Source organism: Pseudomonas sp. CCC4.1 (genome assembly GCF_035019225.1).
GTDB classification, from domain to species: Bacteria; Pseudomonadota; Gammaproteobacteria; order Pseudomonadales; family Pseudomonadaceae; genus Aquipseudomonas; species Aquipseudomonas bubulae.
The window spans coordinates 1-22,208 of record NZ_JASJWL010000074.1 but is presented as its reverse complement, the minus strand read 5'-3'; the positions used below and the strand labels follow the sequence as shown (position 1 = coordinate 22,208).

Here is a 22,208-nt window from a genome sequence, read left to right as displayed (position 1 = left end):
AGATGTGTATAAGAGACAGGAGCAGGCTCGCTCCCACAGTTGCAGTGTTCCTTCGCCAGCTGCTACGCAATTTGAATTGGCGTGAAGCCTTCGATCCCTCCACTTCTGGCATAACACTTGCTCTGCCTACCCTCGGCACCTGTGAAAACCGAAAAGTGACGGATTATTGGCATGGCGACGAGCGACGCAGTAAAAGACCCCGCCGTTAAAGGCAAACTCAAGCTGATTATCCTGATCGTCGTGGCTGTGCTGCTGGCGATTGGCCTGTCTGTTGGCGCCACCTGGTATTTCATGCACAGCCCCAAGAGCGAAGCTGTGCCGCAAGCTGACGTGAACGTCAAGCTGCCTGCCCTCTATGAACCGATGGCCCCGGCCTTTGTGGTCAACTTCAACGCCAATGGCCGTCAGCGCTATATGCAAGTCAGTGTGACCCTGCAAGCGCGCGACCCTGCCGATCTCAAGGCGCTGATGGTGCATATACCGGTGATTCGCAACAACCTGGTGATGCTGTTTTCCGGGCAGGCCTTTGACGACCTCGCCACACCGGTTGGCCAGGAAATATTGCGCCAGAAAACCACTGCCAGCGTGCAGGAAGTTGCGCAAAAAGAACTCGGCAAAGTGGTTATCGATCAGGCGCTCTTTACTAACTTTGTATTGCAGTAGGATCACGACATGGCCGTGCAAGACCTGCTGTCCCAGGATGAGATTGACGCGCTGCTGCATGGCGTCGATGACGGTCTGGTACAGGCCGAAACCGCTGCCGAGCCCGGCAGTGTCAAAAGCTACGACCTGACCAGTCAGGATCGTATTGTCCGGGGTCGCATGCCGACCCTCGAGATGATCAACGAGCGTTTTGCCCGTTACACCCGCATCAGCATGTTCAACCTGTTGCGCCGCTCGGCGGATGTGGCGGTGGGCGGGGTGCAGGTGATGAAGTTCGGCGAGTACGTGCATTCGCTGTATGTGCCCACCAGTCTCAACCTGGTCAAAATCAAGCCGCTGCGCGGAACGGCGCTGTTTATCCTCGACGCCAAGCTGGTGTTCAAGCTGGTGGACAACTTTTTTGGCGGCGATGGCCGTCACGCCAAGATCGAAGGCCGTGAATTCACCCCCACCGAATTGCGCGTGGTGCGCATGGTGCTGGAGCAGGCCTTTATCGACTTGAAGGAAGCCTGGCAGGCGATCATGGAAGTCAATTTCGAGTACATCAACTCTGAAGTTAACCCGGCCATGGCCAATATCGTCGGGCCCAGCGAAGCCATTGTGGTGTCGACCTTCCATATCGAACTCGACGGTGGCGGCGGCGACCTGCATGTGACCATGCCGTACTCGATGATCGAACCGGTGCGCGAAATGCTCGACGCCGGTTTCCAGTCCGACCTCGACGACCAGGACGAACGCTGGAGCAAGGCCCTGCGCGAAGACGTGCTCGACGTCAGTGTGCCGCTGAGCGCCACCGTGGCCCGCCGCCAGTTACGCCTGCGCGATATTTTGCATATGCAGCCCGGCGACGTGATCCCCATCGAGCTGGAGGATGAACTGGTGATGCGCGCCAATGGCGTGCCGTCATTCAAGGTCAAACTGGGCTCGCACAAAGGCAATCTGGCCTTGCAAGTGGTTGAGCCCATCGGTCGGCGCTAGGCGCCTGGCCACAAGAATTTGCTGTGCTAATGATTGAATGCCCGCCGAGGACACCCCCATGGCTAACGAACACGATACAACCGCTGCAGACCAGGCGCTGGCTGATGAATGGGCAGCTGCGCTGGAAGAAACCGGCGATGTTGGCCAGGCCGATATCGATGCGCTACTGGCGGCCGATGCGGCAACCAAGCCCTCTTCCAGCCGACTGCCGATGGAAGAATTCGGCAGTGTGCCGCGCAACAACCAGCCGGTGACCCTGGATGGCCCCAACCTCGACGTGATTCTGGATATTCCGGTGTCGATCTCCATGGAAGTGGGAAGTACCGACATCAATATCCGCAACCTGCTGCAACTCAATCAGGGCTCGGTGATCGAGCTGGACCGTCTGGCAGGCGAACCACTGGATGTGCTGGTCAACGGCACCCTGATTGCCCACGGTGAAGTGGTGGTGGTCAACGAGAAGTTCGGCATCCGCCTGACCGACGTGATCAGCCCAAGTGAACGCATCAAGAAGCTGCGCTGAATGAAACGGCTACTTGGCGGTTTACTGGGCTTGCCCTTGAGTGTGCTGGCGGCCGAGCCGGTGGTTGCGACCGCAGCGGTTCCGGTGGCTGGCGCCAGTGTTGGCGGGCAGTTGACCCAGCTGGTACTGGGTCTGCTGCTGGTGCTGGGGCTGATTTTTGCCCTGGCCTGGTTGCTGCGCCGTGTACAGCAGGCGGGCCCGCGCCAGGGCCAGGTGATCGAACTGATCAGCTCCCGGGCCCTGGGCGCGCGGGACCGGCTGGTGCTGGTGCAGGTGGGCAATGAACAGATCCTGCTCGGTCTTACGCCGGGCCGGATCACCCCGCTGCATGTGCTCAAGGAGCCGGTGCAGGTGCCGGGTAGTGCGCAACCGGCCACCCCCGAGTTTGCCAAGCGCCTGATGGAAATACTCGGTCAGCAAAAGGACAAGCCTTGATGCGTTTTGTAGTCGCGCTGTTGTTGGCACTGGCCGCGCCATTGGCATTCGGGGCTGACCCGTTGTCGATTCCGGCGATAACCCTGGGCACCGGGGCCAATGGCCAGCAGGAATACTCGGTCAGCCTGCAAATCCTGCTGATCATGACTGCGCTGAGCTTTATTCCGGCATTTGTCATGTTGATGACCAGCTTTACGCGGATCATCATTGTGTTTTCGATCCTGCGCCAGGCCCTGGGCTTGCAACAAACCCCATCGAACCAGATCCTTACCGGCATGGCGCTGTTTTTGACCCTGTTTATCATGGCGCCGGTTTTCGATCGGGTAAACAACGACGCCTTGCAGCCCTATCTGGCCGAAAAGCTCTCGGCCCAGGATGCGATCCTCAAGGCTGAAGTGCCGATCAAGGACTTTATGCTGGCGCAAACCCGCAGCAGCGACCTTGAGCTGTTTATGCGCCTGTCCAAACGTACCGATATCGCCACCCCGGATGCCGCACCCCTGACCATTCTGGTGCCGGCGTTTGTCACCTCGGAGCTTAAAACCGCCTTCCAGATCGGTTTTATGATCTTTATTCCGTTTCTGATTATCGACCTGGTAGTGGCCAGTGTGCTGATGGCCATGGGCATGATGATGCTCTCGCCACTGATCATCTCGTTGCCGTTTAAAATCATGCTGTTTGTACTGGTGGATGGCTGGGCGCTGATTATCGGCACCCTGGCCAGCAGTTTCGGCGGAGTTTGACCCCATGACCCCAGAAGTCGCGGTAGACCTGTTTCGCAGTGCGTTGTGGCTGACCACCCTGATGGTTGCCGTGCTGGTAATACCCAGCTTGCTGGTGGGGTTGCTGGTGGCGATGTTCCAGGCCGCGACCCAGATCAACGAACAGACCCTGAGCTTCCTCCCGCGCTTGCTGGTGATGCTGGTCACTCTTATCGTGGCCGGGCCGTGGCTGGTGCAGACCTTTATGGAATACATCCTGCAGTTGTACGGCAGCATTCCGCAGTTGATCGGCTAAATGTCGCTGCTCGCCCTGACAGACGCGCAGATCAGTACCTGGGTCGCCAGCTTTATGCTGCCGCTGTTCCGGGTGGGCGCGCTGCTGACCACCATGCCGATCATCGGCACCACCCTGGTGCCCAAACGCATCAAGTTGTTTTTGTCCCTGGCGATTACCCTGGCAATCATGCCCAGCCTGCCGCCGTTGCCCGCCGTCAACCCGCTGGATCTCAGTGGCCTGATGCTGATTGCCGAGCAAATCGTCATCGGTGCGTTACTGGGGTTTGCATTGCAGCTGTTTTTTCATGCGTTCGTGGTCGCCGGGCAAATTGTCGCGATCCAGATGGGCATGGGCTTTGCGTCCATGGTCGACCCGGCCAACGGGGTCAACGTGGCAGTAATCGGGCAGTTTTTCACCATGCTGGTGACCTTGCTGTTTTTGTCCATGAATGGCCATCTGGTTGTATTTGAAGTGTTGACCGAGAGCTTCACCACCTTGCCGGTGGGCGGTGGCTTGTTGCCCAACCACTACTGGGAAATCGCCAATAAACTCGGCTGGGTGCTGGGTGCGGCGTTGCTTCTGGTACTGCCGGCGATCACTGCGCTGCTGGTGGTCAACATTGCCTTCGGCGTAATGACCCGGGCCGCGCCGCAACTGAATATCTTTGCCATCGGTTTTCCGCTGACCCTGGTGCTGGGCATGGTGATCCTGTGGATCAGCATGGCGGACATTCTCAACCAGTATCAACCGCTGGCCTCTGAGGCCCTGCAGTTTTTACGTGATCTTGCGCAGGCCAGATAGCCATGGCCGAAAGCGAGAGTGGCGCCGATAAAACAGAAGACCCCACGGAGAAACGAAAAAAGGACTCCAGGGAAAAGGGTGAAATTGCACGTTCCAAAGAGCTGAACACCCTGGCCATCATGCTGGCTGGTTCGGCGGGCTTGCTGATTTTTGGCGGTGCGCTGGCGCAGGATTTGATGGAGCTGATGCGTTACAACTTCAGCTTGAGCCGCGAAGTGCTGCTTAATCCGGATTCCATGGGCGCGTTTCTGCTGCATTCAGGGAAAATCGCCTTGATCGCGGTGCAGCCAGTACTGATCACGTTGTTGATCGCGGCCCTGGTCGGCCCGATATCCCTTGGCGGCTGGCTCTTTGCTGCGGGCAGCCTGGCGCCCAAATTCAGCCGCATGAACCCCGCCGCCGGGATCAAGCGCATGTTCTCGGCCAAGGCGTTGGTGGAGCTGCTCAAGGCCCTGGCCAAATTCTTTATCATCCTGATCGTGGCCTTGCTGGTGTTGAAGTCCGACATCGATGACCTGCTGCGCATCGCCCATGAGCCGCTGGAACTGGCAGTGATCCACAGCCTGCAAGTGGTGGGTTGGAGTGCGTTGTGGATGGCCTGCGGATTGATCCTGATCGCTGCGGTGGACGTACCGGTACAACTATGGGAAAGCCATCAGAAATTGCTGATGACCAAGCAGGAAGTACGCGACGAGCACAAGGATCAGGAAGGGCGCCCGGAGGTCAAGCAGCGCATACGTCAGGTGCAGCGTGAAATGTCCCAGCGGCGCATGATGGCGGCGATCCCGGATGCCGACGTCATAATCACCAACCCGACCCACTACGCCGTGGCCCTCAAGTACGACCCGGAGAAGGGCGGAGCGCCGATGTTGCTGGCCAAGGGCAGTGACTTCCTGGCGCTGAAAATTCGCGAGATCGGTACCAAGCACAACATCCTGCTGCTGGAGTCGCCGGCGCTGGCGCGGTCGATCTATTACTCCACGGAGCTGGAGCAGGAAATCCCCGCCGGCTTGTACCTGGCCGTGGCCCAGGTGCTGGCCTACGTCTACCAGATCCGTCAGTACCAGGCCGGCAAGGGCAAGCGCCCGGACCCCCTCAAGGACTTGCCGATCCCGGCGGATTTGCGCCGTGACGAGTAGCGTGTCAGTTGACGGGGTGGAGTGCAGGTATTTTGCGTCGAGTAGTTACTTTTAAATTCGCCTCCGTCAAATAATCTCTGCTAGTGCGGTGTTATATATCTATCTTGTATTAGGTGGGATCCTACAAGACAGTTGGAAGTGCCTTACTTCTTGTTTGAAAGTTAGCTGTTAGTTTAGTTGCTTCTTACTTCGGTGTGTGGGGATGGGTAAAAGCCAGCTAATGGCTTTCGCTTTTATTCCCTTGGGGTATGAATAAGTGTCGGGATTTAAACTTAAACTAAATCTTCAGCTTTTTAAACAATTGTTGTAATGCATTTTTGTAGGGGGTGTTTGATGGGTATTGCATTGAAGTCTGCCAAGTCTGCTTTGGCGTCTATGGTGTTGCTGGCTTGTTCGGCATCAGTTGCCAGTGCTGCGGGAGCAGGATCGGGTACTGTCACGTTTAGCGGTGAAATTTTGGAGTCGGCCTGCTCCATTACACCTGAAAGTGTGGATCAACCTGTTCCGCTGGGTTCGGTGTCCAAATCTCAGCTGAATAATGGTGGCATCGGTACCAAGCAATATTTCAACATCGAGTTGACCGGTTGTTCATTGACCGGTCTCACCGACAATACAGTCAAGGCCACCTTTACCGGTACGGGGGCGACAGCAGTGCCAGGAGCATTGGCCCTGAACGGCGTTGCCGGTGCGGGCATCCTTCTGACCGAGTTCGACGGCACCGCCATAACGCTGGGTACTGCAACCCGCCCGAAAGGTATTACGGCGGGTAGCAATACGCTGACCTTTGGTGCTCAGTTGAAAGGTCAAACATCTACAACCACTACTGTAGGTACAGGTACTTTTACTGCTGTTACGAACTTCGCGCTGGCATATCAGTAGGCTGTCCGGTTGCCCTGTTGTAGGAAGTTCGACAGCAGGGCAATTGCAGGTGGGAGTTTCCTGTGAAAGCACTCTCGATTTCAGTAGTGGTTACCTCGTTCTTTGTGTTTATAACGTTGGGTTTCGGTGTGTGTACTGCACTAGCAAGTCAGGGGGGTGGGCGCGTAACACTTGAAGGGCAAATTGTTGATTCTGCGTGTGCACTTGATGCGAGTAGCGCTTATCAACTCGTTGAATTCGACCCTTTGCCCATGGGGCAACTTATTCGTCAGGGTCAGTCTTTGCCAGTGATATTCACATTGCGTTTAATTAAATGCTCATTGGCCAGGCCTGACTCTTTTCGTCCAGGCAGTTACTTGCCTGACTGGCAGCATGTAAGGGTGACGTTTGATGGCCTGGCGGATGCCAGCGGGCGCTTGTTTGCCATTGGCGGAACGGCCCGGGGGTTGGCCCTGCGTATTGCCGATACCCAAGGGCAGGAAAGCATCCCGGGAGTACCCATGCCCCTGGCGCCTCTGACCGGAGCGGACCAGGAGCTGCATTACACCCTTCAACTGGTTGGCAATGGTCGTCCTGTGGCGGTTGGTTCTCACCGAACTGCGGTGCGTTTCCGCCTGGAGTATTTCTGAATGTACGGGCTGTTTACCGGGCGGGATCTCTCAGCCGCCCAAACGATACTGCGCACCGGCGTGTTGAGCGGATTGATGTCGCTGGGCGCTGAGGTATGGGCCGGGGATGAGATTCAGTTCAATACCGATATTCTGGACCTCAGCGATCGTACCAATATCGACTTGTCCCAATTTTCTCGCAGCGGTTTTATCTTGCCTGGCGTTTATCCGCTGCAGGTGCAGGTCAACTCGCAATGGCTGCCTGAGCAGCGCATAGCTTTTTACCCTCCTGACGATGACCCCAAAGGTAGCCAGGCCTGCCTGTCGACCGAGCTGGTTGAGCAACTGGGGCTCAAGCCTGAAATGCAAGCTCGGCTCGGCTGGTGGAAGAGCGGCGAGTGCCTGCATATCAATAGCCTGGCGGGCATGGAAGTCAGTGGCGATCTGGCGACCTCTAGCCTGCATATTTCCGTGCCGCAAGCCTATCTGGAATACAACGCCCGGAACTGGGATCCGCCTTCCCGGTGGGACAACGGCGTGCCGGGCGTTCTGATGGATTACAACCTCACGGCCAAGTCCAGCGGGCGGAAGGGCTCAGCTCGTCAAACCGACTTGAGCGGCAATGGCACGTTCGGCGCAAACGCGGGCCCATGGCGCTTGCGTGCAGACTGGCAGGGCCGTATCGAAGACGAAAGCTACAGTCGTGCGCGACGGCTGGAGTGGAGCCGCTTTTATGCCTATCGAGCGCTGCCTGCCATGCAGGCGCGTCTGACTCTGGGAGAAAACTACCTGTATTCGAGCGTGTTCGACAGCTTCCGTTTTACCGGCGTTGCACTCAACTCGGATGACAACCAGTTGCCGCCCAATTTGCGTGGCTATGCACCGGAAGTTGTCGGCGTTGCCAAAACCAATGCCAGGGTCATTATCAGCCAGCAAGGCCGTGTGCTTTATGAAGCGCTGGTTGCGGCGGGCCCTTTTCGTATTCGGGATCTGAATGATGCCGTAACCGGGACCCTGGAGGTGCGCGTCGAAGAGCAGGACGGCAGCGTCACCACCTTCCAGGTTGAGTCGGCCAACATTCCCTACCTGACGCGTCCCGGCACTGTGCGTTACAAACTGGCCAGCGGTCGACCGTCTTCTCTTCACAACGGAGGGCAGGGCGACGTCTTCGGTGCAGGCGAATTCTCCTGGGGCGTAAGCAATGGCTGGTCCCTGTATGGCGGTGGTCTCAGTGACAATAATTACACGGCGCTTTCTGTCGGGGTGGGGCGCGACCTGCTGGCCTTGGGAGCGATCTCATTCGATGTGACCCGGGCCAGCGCCAAGCTGCAGGGCACGTCCTTGTCAGGCGACTCCTTTCAGTTGAGCTATTCGAAAAACTTCGACCAGTACGACAGTCAGGTCACCTTTGCGGGTTACCGTTTTTCCCAAAAAAACTACATGAGCATGAGCGAGTACCTGAATGCGCGCCATTACGGTGGTCCGGTGGGGGGCAGCAAGTCGCTTTACACTGCGACAGTCAACAAGCAGTTTCGGGATATGGGGCTTACCGCTTATCTGAGCTACAGCAACCAGTCCTATTGGGATCGTCCGAGCAGTGAGCGATGGAACTTGTCCCTGGCGCGCTATTTCAGTGTGGGCTCGATAAGAAACATGAGCCTTTCCCTGAACGCTTTCCGTAATCAGGAGAAAAACCAGCACAGTGGCATCTCCAGCAACCACACCGGTATGTACCTGTCAGTCAGCCTGCCGATGGGTCGCTCCGGGACGCTCACCAGCAGCGTCAACAGTAGCTCTCAGGGCCAAAATAACTATTCCACGAACTACAGTGACCGGCTCGATCAGCGCAACAGCTATCAACTGTCGGCAAGCAACACCTCGGTTAGCGGGTACCTGAACCATGCCGGTGATCAGGCGGATGTCTCCGTCAGCGCTGCCCTGCAAGAGAACAGCTACAACAGCCTCACCCTGTCTGCTCGTGGTGGCGGCACACTGACGCCATACGGTGGCGCAGGGCATCGAACTGCGGGTACGGGCGGTACCCGGTTGATGATCGATACCGGTGGAGTACCTGGCGTGCCGATTCGGGGCTATGGCAGCCCGACGCGCAGCAATGCCTTCGGCAAGGCAGTTGTCTCGGATGTCGGCAGCTTTACGCGCACTGCGGCCAGTGTCGATCTGGAAAGCTTGCCGGCCGATGTGGAGGCGACAGAGTCCATGACCCAGTTGACCCTGACAGAGGGCGCCATCGGTTATCGCACGCTGGAGGTGATTGCCGGGCTCAAGGCCATGGCTGTGTTGAGCCTGCCTGATGGCAGCGTGCCGCCGTTCGGCGCCATGGTGAAAAACGAAAAACAGCAGGGCACCGGCATCGTCAATGATGCTGGCAGCGTCTACCTCAGTGGTATTCAGCCCGGTGGGCGGATGATAGTCAGTTGGGGTGGTGCCGAGCGTTGCACCTTTGTATTGCCTGAAGATTTACCGGTCGACGGGTTGGCTTCCACCCTCAGTCTGTCCTGCCAGGGGGTCGCAGCGGACAAGACCATGCCCGCGTCAGCCTCTCTGGGCAGGATTGTTGATAGCGAGAAAAAGTCATGAAAATTAAAACGTTCAGTTGCGCGTACTCGTCGCTTGTCCTCCTGATGCTGTCGCAGACCGGCAACGTCAATGCCGCCATTGGTCTTGATCGAACCCGGGTCGTGTTTGATGGCAGCAAGGATGCCGCCAGCATGACCATCACCAACAACAACACCCAGTTGCCTTACCTGGCCCAGGGCTGGATCGAGGATGAGCAAGGCAACAAGATCACCTCGCCGCTGATCGTGTTGCCACCGGTCCAGCGCCTGGAGCCCGGTAAAAAAAGCCAGGTGAAAGTTCAGGCGTTACCTGCGGTCAAGTCGCTGCCCCAGGACCGGGAGACCGTCTATTACTTCAATTTGCGCGAAATTCCGCCCCGTAGCGACAAGGCCAACAGCCTGCAGATCGCCCTGCAGACCCGCATCAAGCTTTTTTATCGTCCGGCTTCGATAGTGCCGAGCCAGCAGGAACGCTCGGACCCCTGGCAGAAACAACTGATCCTGACCCGTGAGGCCGATGACTTTCAAGTCAATAATCCTACCCCGTACTACATCACGCTGATCGATGTCCGCAGCAGCAAAGAGGGCAAAACCTCTCCCGGTTTTGAGCCGCTGATGGTGCCGCCAAAAGGCACGCTCAAGCTGGGCGTGAGTGCGGCGGCACTGGGTAGTAAACCCTGGCTGACCTATGTAAATGATTACGGCGGCCGCCCGGCACTGGCGTTCAGTTGCACTGGCAACACCTGCAAGGTGGACGCAAATGTGTCTACGACCGATGACTAGTGCGCGCCTCAGAAGAGGCGTCATGAAACCTTGTACGGTGACGGCCCTGAGTGCCTTGTTGCTGACGCTGCATGCCGCTCAGGGCCAGGCCGAGATTCAAGGGATGAATGGAGTTCTGGATATTTCGGGCTCACTGATCAATTCCCCTTGCGTCCTGGACATGGCCTCGGCAGACCAGGCCGTGGACCTTGGAAATGTGCCCCGCAGCCAATTGATGCGCCCGGGCGATATGGCATCGCCCGTGGTTTTGCAGTTGCGCTTTGTCGATTGCATGCGCGCATCCGGCAGCCTCCTGAATGAGCGCACGGGCAATCTGGTGTGGAGTGCCTATCAGCCGGTGGTGTCCGTCGCTTTTCTGGCGCCTTCCGATAAGGATGATCCGCGTTTGGTCAAAGTTCAGGGTGTCACCGGCATGGGCCTGCGCCTGACCGATGCCCTTGGCCGGGATGTGCGTTTGGGCGCTCGTGGAGAGCCTTTGTTTCTGGCGCATGGCAGCGACACCCTGACGTGGCAGGTGCAACCCACGCGCACTGCCACAGCACTGAGCAATGGCGCGTTTCGGGCCCGGGTTGATTTCAGGCTTATTTATGAGTGAGGGCGCAACGATGATCAGGTCGGTAACTTCGCGTTTTGCAATCACTTGCTATTGTCTGTGTCTGTCTCTTGGCCAGAGTGTTACGGCGCGTACCTCGGAGGTGGCCGTGAATGTGAGTGGGGTAATCCTTGCGCCTGCGCCTTGCATTGTTAATGGCAACAACACGCTCACTGTCCCTTTCGGCAGCAATCTGGTAGCTGCACAGATCGATGGGGTCAATTATCGCAAGCAGGTGCCTTATACAGTGACGTGCGGGCCGCAGCCAACCAATGACATGACAATAGAGTTGCAGGGGGGTGGAGCCAGTTTTGATCGCGCGTTGTTGATGACCAGTAAAAGTAATCTCGGGATCAAGTTCCTGGTGGGGGGTGCAACCTGGTCCCTTAACAGTCCCGTTAATTTTACATACCCAACTTTGCCTCAAATGGAAGCGGTGCTGGTGGCAAAACCGGGTAGCACTCTTGCGGGAGGAGCTTTTTCGGCTTCCGCAACGATAGTCATATCACTGCGCTGAGAAGTAAAGGCAGATGAGGCACCGACAATAAACTGACGTGTTTGCACTGCGTATCATTGATCACCTTTGGTGTGGAAAATACTATAGTTGTTGACTTGGACTCTTAACCTGATCTGGATGGATTTGTGGCGGTGTTTATATTTGCGCTGGATGCCCCCAAGACGCGTGTCGAGGTAAAACTACATACAGGATCAAAAGTCGTGAATATTATGAGGTGTTTTGCTGGCGTATTTTTTTGGCTGTTTGCACAAGTTGCTTTTGCTGTTCATTGCCAAACGGATGACCGGGTCTGGAGGGATATGAGAGCAGAAACTCTTATTATCTACACTGACGTAAAACTGGATGCGGAAAATAGCAGGGTTACTATGAAAAGTGCTGTGCCGACCGTGTGCAGGCATAATTTCCCGGTGACGTTTCCTCTTAGTTATCGGGAGTGGATAGCTTCAACCTCTGATACGTTTAATCAGGCTCCAAAATTTTCTGCTTTCTCCTCCGGGATGATTGTTGGCGGGAACGAATACCCTTGGCCTTTGGGGCCTGGCAGGTACCTTGCCGAAGGCTCTAGAGGTGGACCTAACTATTTTTTCTGGCTTGGTATGTATCTCAAACTTTCTTCAAGTCCAGGCTTGAACATTAAAATTGACGCGGGTGATGTGATCGGTAACTTTCATTTTTTCAAGCTGTATAATTTCACCCATGCTTCGTATGCGCCATTTTCGATGTACGTTCAAATCAGGGCACGCAACAGTTTGGACACAACACCACCTGTTCCAGCGGAGTGTGCTATCAATGATAACAGGCCCGTTAATGTTGATTTTGGTTCTGTGGATCCCGCGGCCATCGGAATAAGTGCGAGCACTTCACTTGCCCGGAAAACGGTCGGCGTAAAATTTGTGTGTGACAGGGCTCTTCAAAGCGCCAGGCTTAAACTGGTGGCAACGCCTTCTATATTCAGTGCTGAAGGTTTTGTATCGGGCAAGCCTGATATAGCCATCGCCATGATTCGTAAAAGTGATGATGCAATTATTTTACCGTCTTCCGGGCTCAGTTATTATGTCTATTTGATCAACGGTGAAACAACGGAGGAATATACTTTTTCTCTTTTTCGTAAACGTGGCACTTTTCCACCTGCCGGCCCTTTTGCTGGGAGCGGTACTCTTGTGGTGGAGTTTCCTTGACTCGCCAAGTAAGAGCCATCCCATCGGCTGCAAAATAAAAGCTGCAACAGCACAAGGGGGAAGGATTCTCCCTTATTGGCAATGAACGGCGTTTTTTCCTGGTTTCAGCCCTGCTGCGCTCATCGGCACTACAAGGATTCGCACACCCTGCAAGCCTTCCATATGGCCATTTGCCAAAGTTGGAAGGTTTCTTGCAGTGGCAGGCTCCAAGGCGCATATGGCGTCAAAAGTTTGCTAAAGGTTTGCCGCAATGTCATTGGATCGCTCTCAGTTAATCAACACCGCTCGCAGCGGTCTGGCCGGCCTGGGTCAGGGACAGTTGGGTGTGCCGCTGTTGTTGCTGGTGATGCTGGCAATGATGATGTTGCCGATCCCCGCCTTTTTGCTGGATGTGTTTTTTACCTTCAATATCGCGCTGTCCATCGTGGTGTTGCTGGTGTGCGTCTACGCCTTGCGGCCGCTGGATTTTGCCGTGTTCCCCACCATCCTGCTGGTGGCCACGCTGATGCGGCTGGCGCTCAACGTGGCCTCCACGCGGGTGGTGATGCTCCACGGTCAGGAAGGCCACGCCGCCGCGGGCAAGGTGATCCAGGCCTTCGGCGAGGTGGTGATCGGCGGCAACTACGTGGTGGGCATCGTGGTGTTTGCGATCCTGATGATCATCAACTTCGTGGTCGTGACCAAGGGCGCCGGGCGCATCTCGGAAGTGAGTGCGCGCTTCACCCTCGACGCCATGCCCGGCAAGCAGATGGCCATTGACGCCGACCTGAATGCCGGCCTTATCGACCAGAATCAGGCCAAGATGCGCCGTCAGGAAGTCGCCCAGGAAGCCGAGTTCTATGGCTCGATGGACGGTGCCAGCAAATTCGTGCGCGGTGATGCCATCGCCGGTCTGTTGATCCTGTTTATCAACCTGATCGGCGGCATGGCAGTTGGGATTTTCCAGCACGGCATGAGCTTCAGCGAAGCCGGCAAGGTGTACGCCTTGCTCACCATCGGTGACGGTTTGGTGGCGCAATTGCCGTCCCTGTTGCTGTCCACGGCTGCCGCGATCATGGTGACCCGTGCTTCGGGCTCCGAAGACATGGGCAAGCAGATCAACCGGCAGATGTTTACCTCACCCAAGGCGCTGGCTGTCTCGGCAGGCATCATGGCCATCATGGGCATCGTGCCCGGCATGCCGCATTTCTCCTTCCTGAGCCTGGCTGCAGTCGCCGGTGGTGCGGCGTACCTGATGTGGAAAAAACAGAACGTGGTCAAGGTCCAGGCCCTGGCAGAGGTCAAGCGCCAGCAGGAGCTGCTGCCTTCTCCAGCCCGCGCCCAGGAAACCAAGGAGCTGGGCTGGGATGACGTTACCCCCATCGACATGATCGGGCTTGAGGTCGGTTATCGCCTGATCCCGTTGGTGGATCGCAACCAGGGTGGCCAGTTACTGGCGCGGATCAAGGGGGTGCGCAAGAAGCTGTCCCAGGACCTGGGCTTTCTGATGCCCACCGTGCATATCCGTGACAATCTCGATCTGGCCCCCAGCGCCTATCGCCTGACCCTGATGGGAGTGATTCTGGCGGAGGCCGAAATCTATCCGGACCGCGAGATGGCGATCAATCCGGGGCAGGTATTTGGCACGCTTAACGGGATTACCACCAAAGACCCGGCCTTTGGTCTGGAAGCGGTGTGGATCGAGGTCAGCCAGCGCAGCCAGGCGCAGTCACTGGGCTATACCGTAGTGGACGCCAGTACCGTAGTGGCAACGCACCTTAACCAGATCCTGTACAAACACTCCCATGAGTTGATTGGCCATGAAGAAGTTCAGCAGTTGATGCAGCTGCTGGCCAAGTCCTCGCCCAAACTGGCCGAAGAACTGGTGCCGGGGGTGTTGAGCCTGTCGCAATTGCTCAAGGTGCTGCAGGCCTTGTTGGCCGAACAGGTGCCAGTGCGGGATATCCGCAGTATTGCCGAAGCCGTCGCCAACAATGCTCATAAGAGTCAAGATACTGCCGCTTTGGTTGCCGCCGTACGCGTGGGCTTGTCTCGTGCCATCGTGCAAAGCATTGTAGGCGTTGACTCCGAGCTGCCTGTTATCACCCTGGAGCCCAGGTTGGAACAAATATTGCTCAATAGTTTGCAGAAGGCCGGACAAGGCCAGGAAGAGGGCGTTTTGCTGGAGCCCAGCATGGCAGAGAAGCTCCAGCGCTCGTTGATCGACGCTGCTCAGCGTCAGGAGATGCAAGGCAATCCGGTCATCTTGTTGGTGGCAGGCCCGGTACGCGCGATGCTGTCGCGCTTTGGCCGTCTGGCGGTGCCCAACCTGCATGTACTGGCTTACCAGGAAATCCCTGACAACAAGCAGGTCACGATCGTTGCGACAGTAGGCCCTAACGGCTGAGGGTTTGGTTTATGCAAGTGAAGCGATTTTTCGCCGCCGATATGCGTCAGGCCATGAAGCTGATTCGTGATGAGTTGGGGGCTGACGCCGCCATTATTGGCAACCGCCGGATTGCCGGGGGCGTTGAGTTGACCGCGGCCCTGGACTACAAGCTGTCCGCGCTGGCACCCCGGGTGCCGAACATTGAGCTGGAAGAAGAGCTGCGCAAGACCCAGTCGCGGATTGTTTCGGCCCAGGCCGAGTTGAGCTTGCGCGGTGAAGGCGAGGCCGGCGATAACCGCCAGCTGTTTGCCGGTTTGCCGCTCACGGCTGCCGAGCCATTGATTGAGCCGACCCTTGAAGAACCGCCGCGCCCTGCGCCGGCGCCCGCGGCACCGACGATCGATCAGCGTGCATTCGACAATATGCGCCATGAACTCAACGGTTTGCGCGAGTTGCTGGAAGTGCAACTGGGCTCGCTGGCCTGGAGCCAGTTGCAGGACGCCAAGCCCGCGCAGGCCAACTTGTGGCGCCGTTTGCAGCGCATCGGTTTGTCCGGGCCGTTGTCCCGTGATCTGCTGGCGCAGGTGGCCGGTATCGAAGAGCCACGCCAGGCGTGGCGGATGTTGCTGGCGCACCTGGCGCGGATGATTGCCACGCCGGAGCTGGAGCCGCTGGAAGAGGGTGGCGTAATCGCCATGGTGGGGCCCGCCGGGATGGGTAAAACCACCACCCTGGCCAAGCTGGCGGCCCGTTATGTGCTCAAGTACGGCGCGCAGAATATCGCCCTGGTGAGCATGGACAGTTTCCGTATTGGCGCCCAGGAACAACTCAAGACCCTGGGGCGCATCTTGAATGTGCCGGTAACCCATGTTGCCCCCGGCCAGTCGCTGGGCCAGACCCTTGAACCGCTGGTGCGCAAGCGCGTGGTGCTGGTCGATACCGCGGGCCTGCAAGCCAGCGACCCGGCGTTGCGCCTGCAGCTCGAAAGCCTGGCGGGGCGCGGAATCAAGGCCAGGAATTATCTGGTGTTGGCCACTACCAGCCAGAAGCAGGTGCTGACGGCCGCTTACCTCAGTTACAAGCGTTGCGGGCTGGCCGGTTGCATCCTCACCAAACTGGATGAAACCGCGAGCCTGGGCGAAGTGTTGAGCCTGGCGATCAGTCACGAGCTGCCGGTGGCTTACCTCACCGACGGCCCGCGGATCCCGGACGATCTTCATCTGCCGCGGCGTCACCAGCTGGTGAGCCGCGCAGTGAGTGTGCAAATGCAGGAAGAACCCAGCGAAGAGGCCATGGCCGATATGTTCGCTGATATCTACCACAGCCCACCCAAGCGGGTCGGCTGAGGTAGTCAAGATTACGTTGAAATGTACCTACATCGGCTGGTCTGAAGGTTTTGTTCCGCAGGGGAACGAGCAGCCAACGCATGTAGCCGCGTCTAAGTAAGACAAGGTAAAGAAAGATCATGGGCAGCATGCATCCCGTACAGGTGATCGCAGTGACCGGCGGCAAGGGTGGCGTCGGTAAAACTAACGTGTCAGTCAACTTGTCCATCGCATTGGCCGAGCTGGGCAGGCGCGTTCTGTTGATGGACGCGGACCTTGGGCTGGCGAACGTCGATGTTTTGCTGGGCTTGACCCCAAAATTCACCCTGGCCGATGTGGTCGAGGGGCGTTGCGAGCTGCGCGACGTATTGCTCCAGGGGCCCGGCGGGATCCGCATCGTGCCGGCGGCCTCGGGCACCCAGAGCATGGTGCACCTGAGCCCGGCGCAGCATGCCGGTCTGATCCAGGCCTTCAGCGACCTGGGCGACAACCTCGATGTGCTGGTGATCGACACCGCCGCCGGGATTGGCGAGTCGGTGGTCAGCTTTGTCCGCGCAGCCCAGGAAGTGCTGCTGGTGGTGTGCGACGAGCCGACCTCGATCACCGACGCCTATGCGTTGATCAAGTTGCTCAACCGCGATTACGGCATGAACCGCTTCCGCGTGCTGGCCAATATGGCGCAAAGCCCGCAGGAAGGGCGCAATCTGTTCGCCAAGCTGACCAAGGTTACCGACCGTTTCCTCGATGTGGCCCTGCAATATGTGGGCGCCGTGCCTTACGACGAATGCGTGCGCAAGGCCGTGCAAAAACAGCGCGCCGTCTACGAAGCGTTTCCGCGCTCCAAGTGCTCGCTGGCGTTCAAGGCCATCGCGCAAAAAGTTGACACCTGGCCGTTGCCAGCCAACCCGAGGGGGCATCTTGAGTTCTTTGTCGAACGCCTGGTGCAGCAGGCAGGGGGGCGCTTTTAATGACGGCCAGCGGTTATCGCATGTACAGCAAGTCATCCCGTGACAGCCAGTACGAGCTGATCGAGCGCTACGCGCCCCTGGTCAAGCGCATTGCCTACCACCTGCTGGCGCGTTTGCCGGCCAGCGTGCAGGTGGATGACCTGATCCAGGCCGGGATGATCGGCCTGCTCGAAGTTTCGGGCAAATACGACGCCAGCAAGGGCGCGAGTTTCGAGACCTATGCCGGCATCCGTATCCGTGGCGCGATGCTCGATGAAGTGCGCAAGGGCGACTGGGCACCGCGTTCGGTACACCGCAATACCCGCATGGTCAGTGACGCCATTCGGGTAATTGAAGCAAAAACCGGTTGTGACGCTAAAGATCATGAAGTTGCGGCCGAACTCCAGTTAAGCCTTGATGATTATTACGCCATCTTGAATGACACCCTGGGCAGCCGCCTGTTCAGTTTCGACGATCTGTTGCAGGACGGCGAACACGAAGGGTTGCATGAAGATGGCGCGAGTGCCCACACGGAGCCGTCGCGCGACCTTGAAGATGAACGCTTTCAGGCCGCGCTGGCCGATGCGATCGCCCATTTGCCCGAGCGTGAACGGTTGGTGCTGGCGCTGTACTACGACGAAGAACTGAACCTCAAGGAAATCGGCGAAGTGCTGGGGGTCAGCGAGTCCCGGGTCAGCCAGCTGCACAGCCAGTGCGCGGCACGCTTGCGGGCTCGCCTGGGGCAGTGGCGCGCGCACTAGGGCCCTTGATACCTGTGGGAGCGGGCTTGCCCGCGATGGGATCGACACGGTGAATCAGACAGACCGCGTCGACCCCATCGCGGGCAAGCCCGCTCCCACAGTCGATTAGGCGTGTTTGAAAACGAATTGATTGAATGGCGTGCCCTGCACATGGGTGCGTTAAAGACTGCTTGGAGGTCGAATTGGACAAGAACATGAAAATCCTCATCGTTGATGACTTTTCAACGATGCGGCGGATCATTAAAAACCTGTTGCGTGACCTGGGGTTCACCAACACGGTCGAGGCGGACGACGGCACCACCGCGTTACCGATCCTCAACCTGGGGCACATCGACTTTCTGGTGACGGACTGGAACATGCCGGGCATGACCGGCATCGAGTTGCTGCGCCATGTGCGTGCCGACGAAAAACTCAAGCACTTGCCGGTGCTGATGGTGACCGCCGAGGCCAAGCGCGAGCAGATTATCGAAGCGGCCCAGGCCGGTGTTAATGGATATGTAGTCAAGCCGTTCACCGCTATCGCACTCAAAGACAAAATCGAAAAGATCTTTGAACGCATCGGTTGAGCGGTTGCCTTGGGGGCACTATGGAGCATAAAGATTGCACACAGGCCGATTTTGAATCGACCCTGAAAAAACATGCCCACGAATTGGTCGAAAGCCTTGAACGAGGCCAGTTTGGCGATGCCGTGCAGTTGATTCACGAGCTCAACCAGACCCGTGACCGCGGGCTGTATCGTGAAGTCGGCAAGCTGACCCGCGAACTGCACAGCGCCATTGTCAATTTCCATATTGATCCAGGCATGCCGCAAGCCGAAGAGGTGTCGCAGATCACGGATGCCACCGAACGTTTGGCTTATGTTGTGAAACTCACGGAAGCGGCGGCCAACCGGACCATGGACCTGGTGGAAAACAGCACGCCACTGGTCAATGGCCTGGGTCAGGAAGCCAAGGAACTGAGCGCGGATTGGGGGCGTTTCATGCGCCGCGAAATCGGTGCCGAAGAGTTTCGCGAGCTGGCGCGTCGGATTGACAGTTTTTTGACGCTCAGCGAAACGCAAAACACCATCGTGTCCGCCAATCTGACTGATATTTTGCTGGCTCAGGATTTCCAGGACCTGACCGGTCAGGTGATCAAGCGGGTGACGCAACTGGTCACGGACGTGGAGAGCAATTTGCTCAAGCTGGTGCTGATGGCCAGCCAGGTCGATCGCTTTGCCGGGATCGAGCACGACCGCGATGCATTGCGCGCTGAAAATAATTTGCAAAAAAACCAGGCCAAGGGTGAAGGTCCGCAGATTCATGCCGATACACGTAATGACGTCGTATCCGGTCAGGATGATGTTGACGATTTGTTGTCCAGTCTGGGTTTTTAGGACTTGAAGAGGCGTGCGGGCGCTGTTGCCCGGCGTCGAAGAGCCTATTTCAAGGAGCACCTACATGAGCTTCGGCGCCGATGAAGAAATCCTTCAGGATTTCCTGGTTGAAGCCGGCGAAATTCTGGAGTTGTTGTCCGAACAACTGGTCGAGCTGGAAAGCCGACCGGATGATGCGGATCTGCTCAATGCCATTTTTCGCGGTTTTCACACTGTAAAAGGGGGCGCCGGCTTCCTGCAGCTCCATGAGTTGGTGGAGTGCTGTCACATCGCCGAAAACGTCTTCGACATCCTGCGCAAGGGTGAGCGCAGCGTTGACGCGGAGCTGATGGATGTGGTGCTTGAGGCCCTGGATGCGGTCAATGGCATGTTCAGCGAAGTGCGCGAGCGCAGCCCGATCACTGCCGCGACTCCCGAGTTGCTGGCGGCCCTGGCGCGCCTGGCCGAGCCTGCTGCTGTGCAAGCAGCGGTTGTTGCAGTGCCTGAACCGGTGGTTGAAGCCCCGGTGACCGATATCACCGACAGCGAGTTCGAGCAGTTGCTTGATTCCCTCGATGCGGTCAAGGCGGCCGCGGCCGAGCCTGAGGCGGTGGCCACAACACAAAGCACGACCAGCGACGAAATAAGCGACGCCGAGTTTGAATTGCTGCTCGACCAATTGCACGGCAAGGGCCAGTTTTCGATGGAAGCGGCGGTGGCCACTGTGGCCGACGAAGCGCCCGCCGTGGCCGCCGAAGTCAGCAATGAAATCACCGACGATGAATTCGAAGCCCTGCTTGATCAATTGCATGGCAAGGGTTCGTTCAATACCGATGGGCTGGACACCGCGACCGCGGCTCCTGCCGAGCCTGCGGTCACTGCCGTGGTGCCTGCGGGCGACCCTGACCTGATCAGCGATCACGAATTTGAAGCCCTGCTCGACCAGATGCACGGCAAAGGCAAATTCAGCGCCGACTCGGCAGCCGTGGTGGCTGCAGTTGCCCCGGCCAAGCCGGTAGCGGCGGCACGACCGGGCCCGGCCCGTGGCGCGGCTGCGCCTGCAGAAAAACCGGTGGCCAGCGAGGCTGAAACCACCGTGCGCGTCGATACCGCGCGGCTCGATGACATCATGAATATGGTCGGCGAACTGGTGCTGGTGCGTAACCGTCTGGTGCGCCTGGGCCTGAACAGTCATGACGAGGAGATGGCCAAGGCGCTGTCCAACCTCGACGTGGTCACCGCCGACCTGCAAACCGCGGTGATGAAAACGCGGATGCAGCCGATCAAGAAAGTTTTCGGCCGCTTCCCGCGCCTGGTACGGGACCTGGCACGGCAGCTGAAAAAAGAAATCAGCCTGGAGCTGGTGGGCGAAGAGACCGACCTGGACAAAAACCTCGTCGAGGCCCTGGCCGATCCGCTGGTCCACCTGGTGCGCAACGCCGTCGACCACGGCTGCGAAACCCCGGAAGAACGCGCCGCCGCCGGCAAACCGAGCTGTGGTCGGGTGATTTTGTCGGCCGAGCAGGAGGGCGACCATATCCTGCTGTCGATCTCTGACGATGGCAAAGGCATGGACGCCAATTTCCTGCGTTCCCTGGCGGTGAAAAAAGGCCTGATGGACAAGGATGCGGCCGATCGCCTGAGCGAAAACGACTGCTACAACCTGATCTTTGCCCCGGGTTTTTCGACCAAGACCGAAATCAGCGATGTGTCCGGGCGTGGCGTGGGCATGGACGTGGTGAAAACCAAGATTGCCCAGCTCAATGGTTCGTTGAGTATCGAGTCGGCCCTGGGCCGTGGTTCAAAAATCGTCATCAAGGTGCCCCTGACCCTGGCCATTATGCCGACCCTGATGGTGATGCTGGGTAATCAGGCGTTTGCTTTCCCGCTGGTCAACGTCAACGAAATCTTCCACCTCGACCTGTCGCGCACCAATGTGGTCGACGGTCAGGAAGTGGTGATCGTGCGCGACAAGGCGCTGCCGCTGTTCTACCTCAAGCGCTGGCTGGTGGCATCTGCTGCCCACGAAGAGCAGCGCGAAGGGCATGTGGTGATTCTCTCGATCGGCACCCAGCGCATCGGTTTTGTGGTCGATCAACTGGTCGGCCAGGAAGAAGTGGTGATCAAGCCTTTGGGCAAGATGCTCCAGGGCACGCCAGGCATGTCGGGTGCCACCATCACCGGTGATGGTCGTATTGCCTTGATTCTGGATGTTCCGAGCATGCTCAAGCATTACGCATCACGGCGTATTTGATTCTGGTGCCTCGGGGCTCGTGCCCCGTACCGCCTAACGGAGTGTTTATGGTAGTCAAGGTCCTGGTGGTGGATGATTCCGGTTTTTTCCGCCGTCGTGTCTCGGAAATTCTGTCGGCTGACCCGACGATTCAAGTGATCGGCACCGCCACCAACGGCAAGGAAGCGATTGATCAGGCGCTGGCGCTCAAGCCGGACGTGATCACCATGGATTACGAGATGCCGATGATGGATGGCATCACTGCCGTGCGCCATATCATGCAGCGCTGCCCGACCCCGGTGTTGATGTTCTCCTCGCTGACCCACGAGGGTGCCCGCGTGACCCTCGATGCGCTGGACGCCGGGGCGGTGGATTTTCTGCCGAAAAACTTTGAAGACATCTCGCGTAACCCCGAGAAGGTCAAACAGATGCTGTGTGAAAAAGTACACAGCATCTCGCGCAGCAACAGGCGCATGTCCAGCTACAGCGCACCTGTACCGGCGGCGGCGGCCCCGACCCCGACCCTGTCCCTGTCTCTTATACACATCT

Annotated in this window: 23 protein-coding genes; all 23 read left to right on the top strand. The window is 57.8% G+C overall.

Features of this window, described 5'->3' with window-relative positions:
• The first annotated feature begins 171 nt into the window (after positions 1–171).
• Positions 172–663, top strand: a complete 492-nt coding sequence (gene fliL / locus QN377_RS20645) for a flagellar basal body-associated protein FliL (protein WP_095018906.1) — start codon at positions 172–174, stop codon at positions 661–663.
• Between the two features lie 9 nt (positions 664–672).
• Positions 673–1,641: a flagellar motor switch protein FliM gene (gene fliM, locus QN377_RS20640; protein ID WP_019828822.1), complete on the top strand. Its 969-nt coding sequence runs from the start codon at positions 673–675 to the stop codon at positions 1,639–1,641.
• 58 nt (positions 1,642–1,699) lie between these two features.
• Positions 1,700–2,164 (top strand): flagellar motor switch protein FliN, encoded by a 465-nt coding sequence (fliN, locus tag QN377_RS20635; RefSeq protein WP_095002606.1) that lies wholly within the window; start codon positions 1,700–1,702, stop codon positions 2,162–2,164.
• Positions 2,165–2,599, top strand: coding sequence for a flagellar biosynthetic protein FliO (gene fliO, locus QN377_RS20630; protein WP_095018905.1), 435 nt, complete (start codon positions 2,165–2,167; stop codon positions 2,597–2,599).
• A complete protein-coding gene (gene fliP / locus QN377_RS20625; protein ID WP_095002604.1) occupies positions 2,599–3,342 on the top strand; it encodes a flagellar type III secretion system pore protein FliP in 744 nt (247 codons plus the stop codon). The genes fliO and fliP overlap by 1 nt, the downstream gene beginning before the upstream one ends.
• Positions 3,343–3,346: 4 nt before the next feature.
• Positions 3,347–3,616 (top strand): flagellar biosynthesis protein FliQ, encoded by a 270-nt coding sequence (gene fliQ / locus QN377_RS20620; protein WP_095002603.1) that lies wholly within the window; start codon positions 3,347–3,349, stop codon positions 3,614–3,616.
• Positions 3,617–4,399: a flagellar biosynthetic protein FliR gene (fliR, locus tag QN377_RS20615; protein ID WP_095002602.1), complete on the top strand. Its 783-nt coding sequence runs from the start codon at positions 3,617–3,619 to the stop codon at positions 4,397–4,399.
• 2 nt (positions 4,400–4,401) lie between these two features.
• On the top strand, positions 4,402–5,538 hold the full coding sequence (gene flhB, locus QN377_RS20610; protein WP_095002601.1) for a flagellar biosynthesis protein FlhB: 1,137 nt from the start codon (positions 4,402–4,404) through the stop codon (positions 5,536–5,538).
• 333 nt (positions 5,539–5,871) lie between these two features.
• Positions 5,872–6,417 (top strand): fimbrial protein, encoded by a 546-nt coding sequence (locus QN377_RS20605; RefSeq protein WP_150628779.1) that lies wholly within the window; start codon positions 5,872–5,874, stop codon positions 6,415–6,417.
• Positions 6,418–6,773: 356 nt separating this feature from the next.
• Positions 6,774–7,046 (top strand): fimbrial protein, encoded by a 273-nt coding sequence (locus QN377_RS20600; RefSeq protein WP_240055595.1) that lies wholly within the window; start codon positions 6,774–6,776, stop codon positions 7,044–7,046.
• Positions 7,047–9,623 (top strand): outer membrane usher protein, encoded by a 2,577-nt coding sequence (locus QN377_RS20595; RefSeq protein WP_095018904.1) that lies wholly within the window; start codon positions 7,047–7,049, stop codon positions 9,621–9,623.
• Positions 9,620–10,384 carry a fimbria/pilus periplasmic chaperone gene (locus tag QN377_RS20590; RefSeq protein WP_095018903.1) on the top strand — a complete coding sequence of 255 codons (765 nt, stop codon included), beginning with the start codon at positions 9,620–9,622 and terminating at the stop codon, positions 10,382–10,384. The genes QN377_RS20595 and QN377_RS20590 overlap by 4 nt, the downstream gene beginning before the upstream one ends.
• Positions 10,385–10,406: 22 nt before the next feature.
• Positions 10,407–10,979, top strand: coding sequence for a fimbrial protein (locus tag QN377_RS20585; protein WP_095002598.1), 573 nt, complete (start codon positions 10,407–10,409; stop codon positions 10,977–10,979).
• Between the two features lie 106 nt (positions 10,980–11,085).
• Positions 11,086–11,493 carry a fimbrial protein gene (locus QN377_RS20580; RefSeq protein ID WP_238705503.1) on the top strand — a complete coding sequence of 136 codons (408 nt, stop codon included), beginning with the start codon at positions 11,086–11,088 and terminating at the stop codon, positions 11,491–11,493.
• 125 nt (positions 11,494–11,618) lie between these two features.
• Positions 11,619–12,671, top strand: coding sequence for a fimbrial protein (locus QN377_RS20575; RefSeq protein WP_095018902.1), 1,053 nt, complete (start codon positions 11,619–11,621; stop codon positions 12,669–12,671).
• A gap of 256 nt (positions 12,672–12,927) precedes the next feature.
• Positions 12,928–15,057 (top strand): flagellar biosynthesis protein FlhA, encoded by a 2,130-nt coding sequence (gene flhA / locus QN377_RS20570; protein ID WP_095002707.1) that lies wholly within the window; start codon positions 12,928–12,930, stop codon positions 15,055–15,057.
• 11 nt (positions 15,058–15,068) lie between these two features.
• Positions 15,069–16,385: a flagellar biosynthesis protein FlhF gene (gene flhF, locus QN377_RS20565; protein ID WP_095002596.1), complete on the top strand. Its 1,317-nt coding sequence runs from the start codon at positions 15,069–15,071 to the stop codon at positions 16,383–16,385.
• Positions 16,386–16,504: 119 nt separating this feature from the next.
• Entirely contained in the window at positions 16,505–17,332 is an 828-nt protein-coding gene (fleN, locus tag QN377_RS20560) for a flagellar synthesis regulator FleN (RefSeq protein WP_016781547.1), read from the top strand.
• Positions 17,332–18,072, top strand: coding sequence for an RNA polymerase sigma factor FliA (gene fliA, locus QN377_RS20555; protein ID WP_016781546.1), 741 nt, complete (start codon positions 17,332–17,334; stop codon positions 18,070–18,072). The genes fleN and fliA overlap by 1 nt, the downstream gene beginning before the upstream one ends.
• 194 nt (positions 18,073–18,266) lie before the next feature.
• A complete protein-coding gene (locus QN377_RS20550; RefSeq protein WP_162939305.1) occupies positions 18,267–18,638 on the top strand; it encodes a chemotaxis response regulator CheY in 372 nt (123 codons plus the stop codon).
• A 20-nt stretch (positions 18,639–18,658) separates the two neighbouring features.
• On the top strand, positions 18,659–19,447 hold the full coding sequence (locus QN377_RS20545) for a protein phosphatase CheZ (RefSeq protein ID WP_095018900.1): 789 nt from the start codon (positions 18,659–18,661) through the stop codon (positions 19,445–19,447).
• Between the two features lie 64 nt (positions 19,448–19,511).
• Entirely contained in the window at positions 19,512–21,680 is a 2,169-nt protein-coding gene (locus QN377_RS20540) for a chemotaxis protein CheA (RefSeq protein WP_095018899.1), read from the top strand.
• Positions 21,681–21,727: 47 nt separating this feature from the next.
• Positions 21,728–22,208 (top strand): response regulator (locus tag QN377_RS20535; protein ID WP_323567658.1); only part of this gene is annotated, 481 nt, incomplete at its 3' end.

Excerpts from the sequence above, each read along its gene's own strand:
- fliL (WP_095018906.1), top strand. The coding sequence starts at position 172 with ATGGCGACGAGCGACGCAGTAAAAGACCCCGCCGTTAAAGGCAAACTC.
- fliM (WP_019828822.1), top strand. The coding sequence starts at position 673 with ATGGCCGTGCAAGACCTGCTGTCCCAGGATGAGATTGACGCGCTGCTG.
- fliN (WP_095002606.1), top strand. The coding sequence starts at position 1,700 with ATGGCTAACGAACACGATACAACCGCTGCAGACCAGGCGCTGGCTGAT.
- fliO (WP_095018905.1), top strand. The coding sequence starts at position 2,165 with ATGAAACGGCTACTTGGCGGTTTACTGGGCTTGCCCTTGAGTGTGCTG.
- fliP (WP_095002604.1), top strand. The coding sequence starts at position 2,599 with ATGCGTTTTGTAGTCGCGCTGTTGTTGGCACTGGCCGCGCCATTGGCA.
- fliQ (WP_095002603.1), top strand. The coding sequence starts at position 3,347 with ATGACCCCAGAAGTCGCGGTAGACCTGTTTCGCAGTGCGTTGTGGCTG.
- fliR (WP_095002602.1), top strand. The coding sequence starts at position 3,617 with ATGTCGCTGCTCGCCCTGACAGACGCGCAGATCAGTACCTGGGTCGCC.
- flhB (WP_095002601.1), top strand. The coding sequence starts at position 4,402 with ATGGCCGAAAGCGAGAGTGGCGCCGATAAAACAGAAGACCCCACGGAG.
- QN377_RS20605 (WP_150628779.1), top strand. The coding sequence starts at position 5,872 with ATGGGTATTGCATTGAAGTCTGCCAAGTCTGCTTTGGCGTCTATGGTG.
- QN377_RS20595 (WP_095018904.1), top strand. The coding sequence starts at position 7,047 with ATGTACGGGCTGTTTACCGGGCGGGATCTCTCAGCCGCCCAAACGATA.
- QN377_RS20590 (WP_095018903.1), top strand. The coding sequence starts at position 9,620 with ATGAAAATTAAAACGTTCAGTTGCGCGTACTCGTCGCTTGTCCTCCTG.
- QN377_RS20585 (WP_095002598.1), top strand. The coding sequence starts at position 10,407 with ATGAAACCTTGTACGGTGACGGCCCTGAGTGCCTTGTTGCTGACGCTG.
- flhF (WP_095002596.1), top strand. The coding sequence starts at position 15,069 with ATGCAAGTGAAGCGATTTTTCGCCGCCGATATGCGTCAGGCCATGAAG.
- fleN (WP_016781547.1), top strand. The coding sequence starts at position 16,505 with ATGGGCAGCATGCATCCCGTACAGGTGATCGCAGTGACCGGCGGCAAG.
- fliA (WP_016781546.1), top strand. The coding sequence starts at position 17,332 with ATGACGGCCAGCGGTTATCGCATGTACAGCAAGTCATCCCGTGACAGC.
- QN377_RS20550 (WP_162939305.1), top strand. The coding sequence starts at position 18,267 with ATGAAAATCCTCATCGTTGATGACTTTTCAACGATGCGGCGGATCATT.
- QN377_RS20545 (WP_095018900.1), top strand. The coding sequence starts at position 18,659 with ATGGAGCATAAAGATTGCACACAGGCCGATTTTGAATCGACCCTGAAA.
- QN377_RS20540 (WP_095018899.1), top strand. The coding sequence starts at position 19,512 with ATGAGCTTCGGCGCCGATGAAGAAATCCTTCAGGATTTCCTGGTTGAA.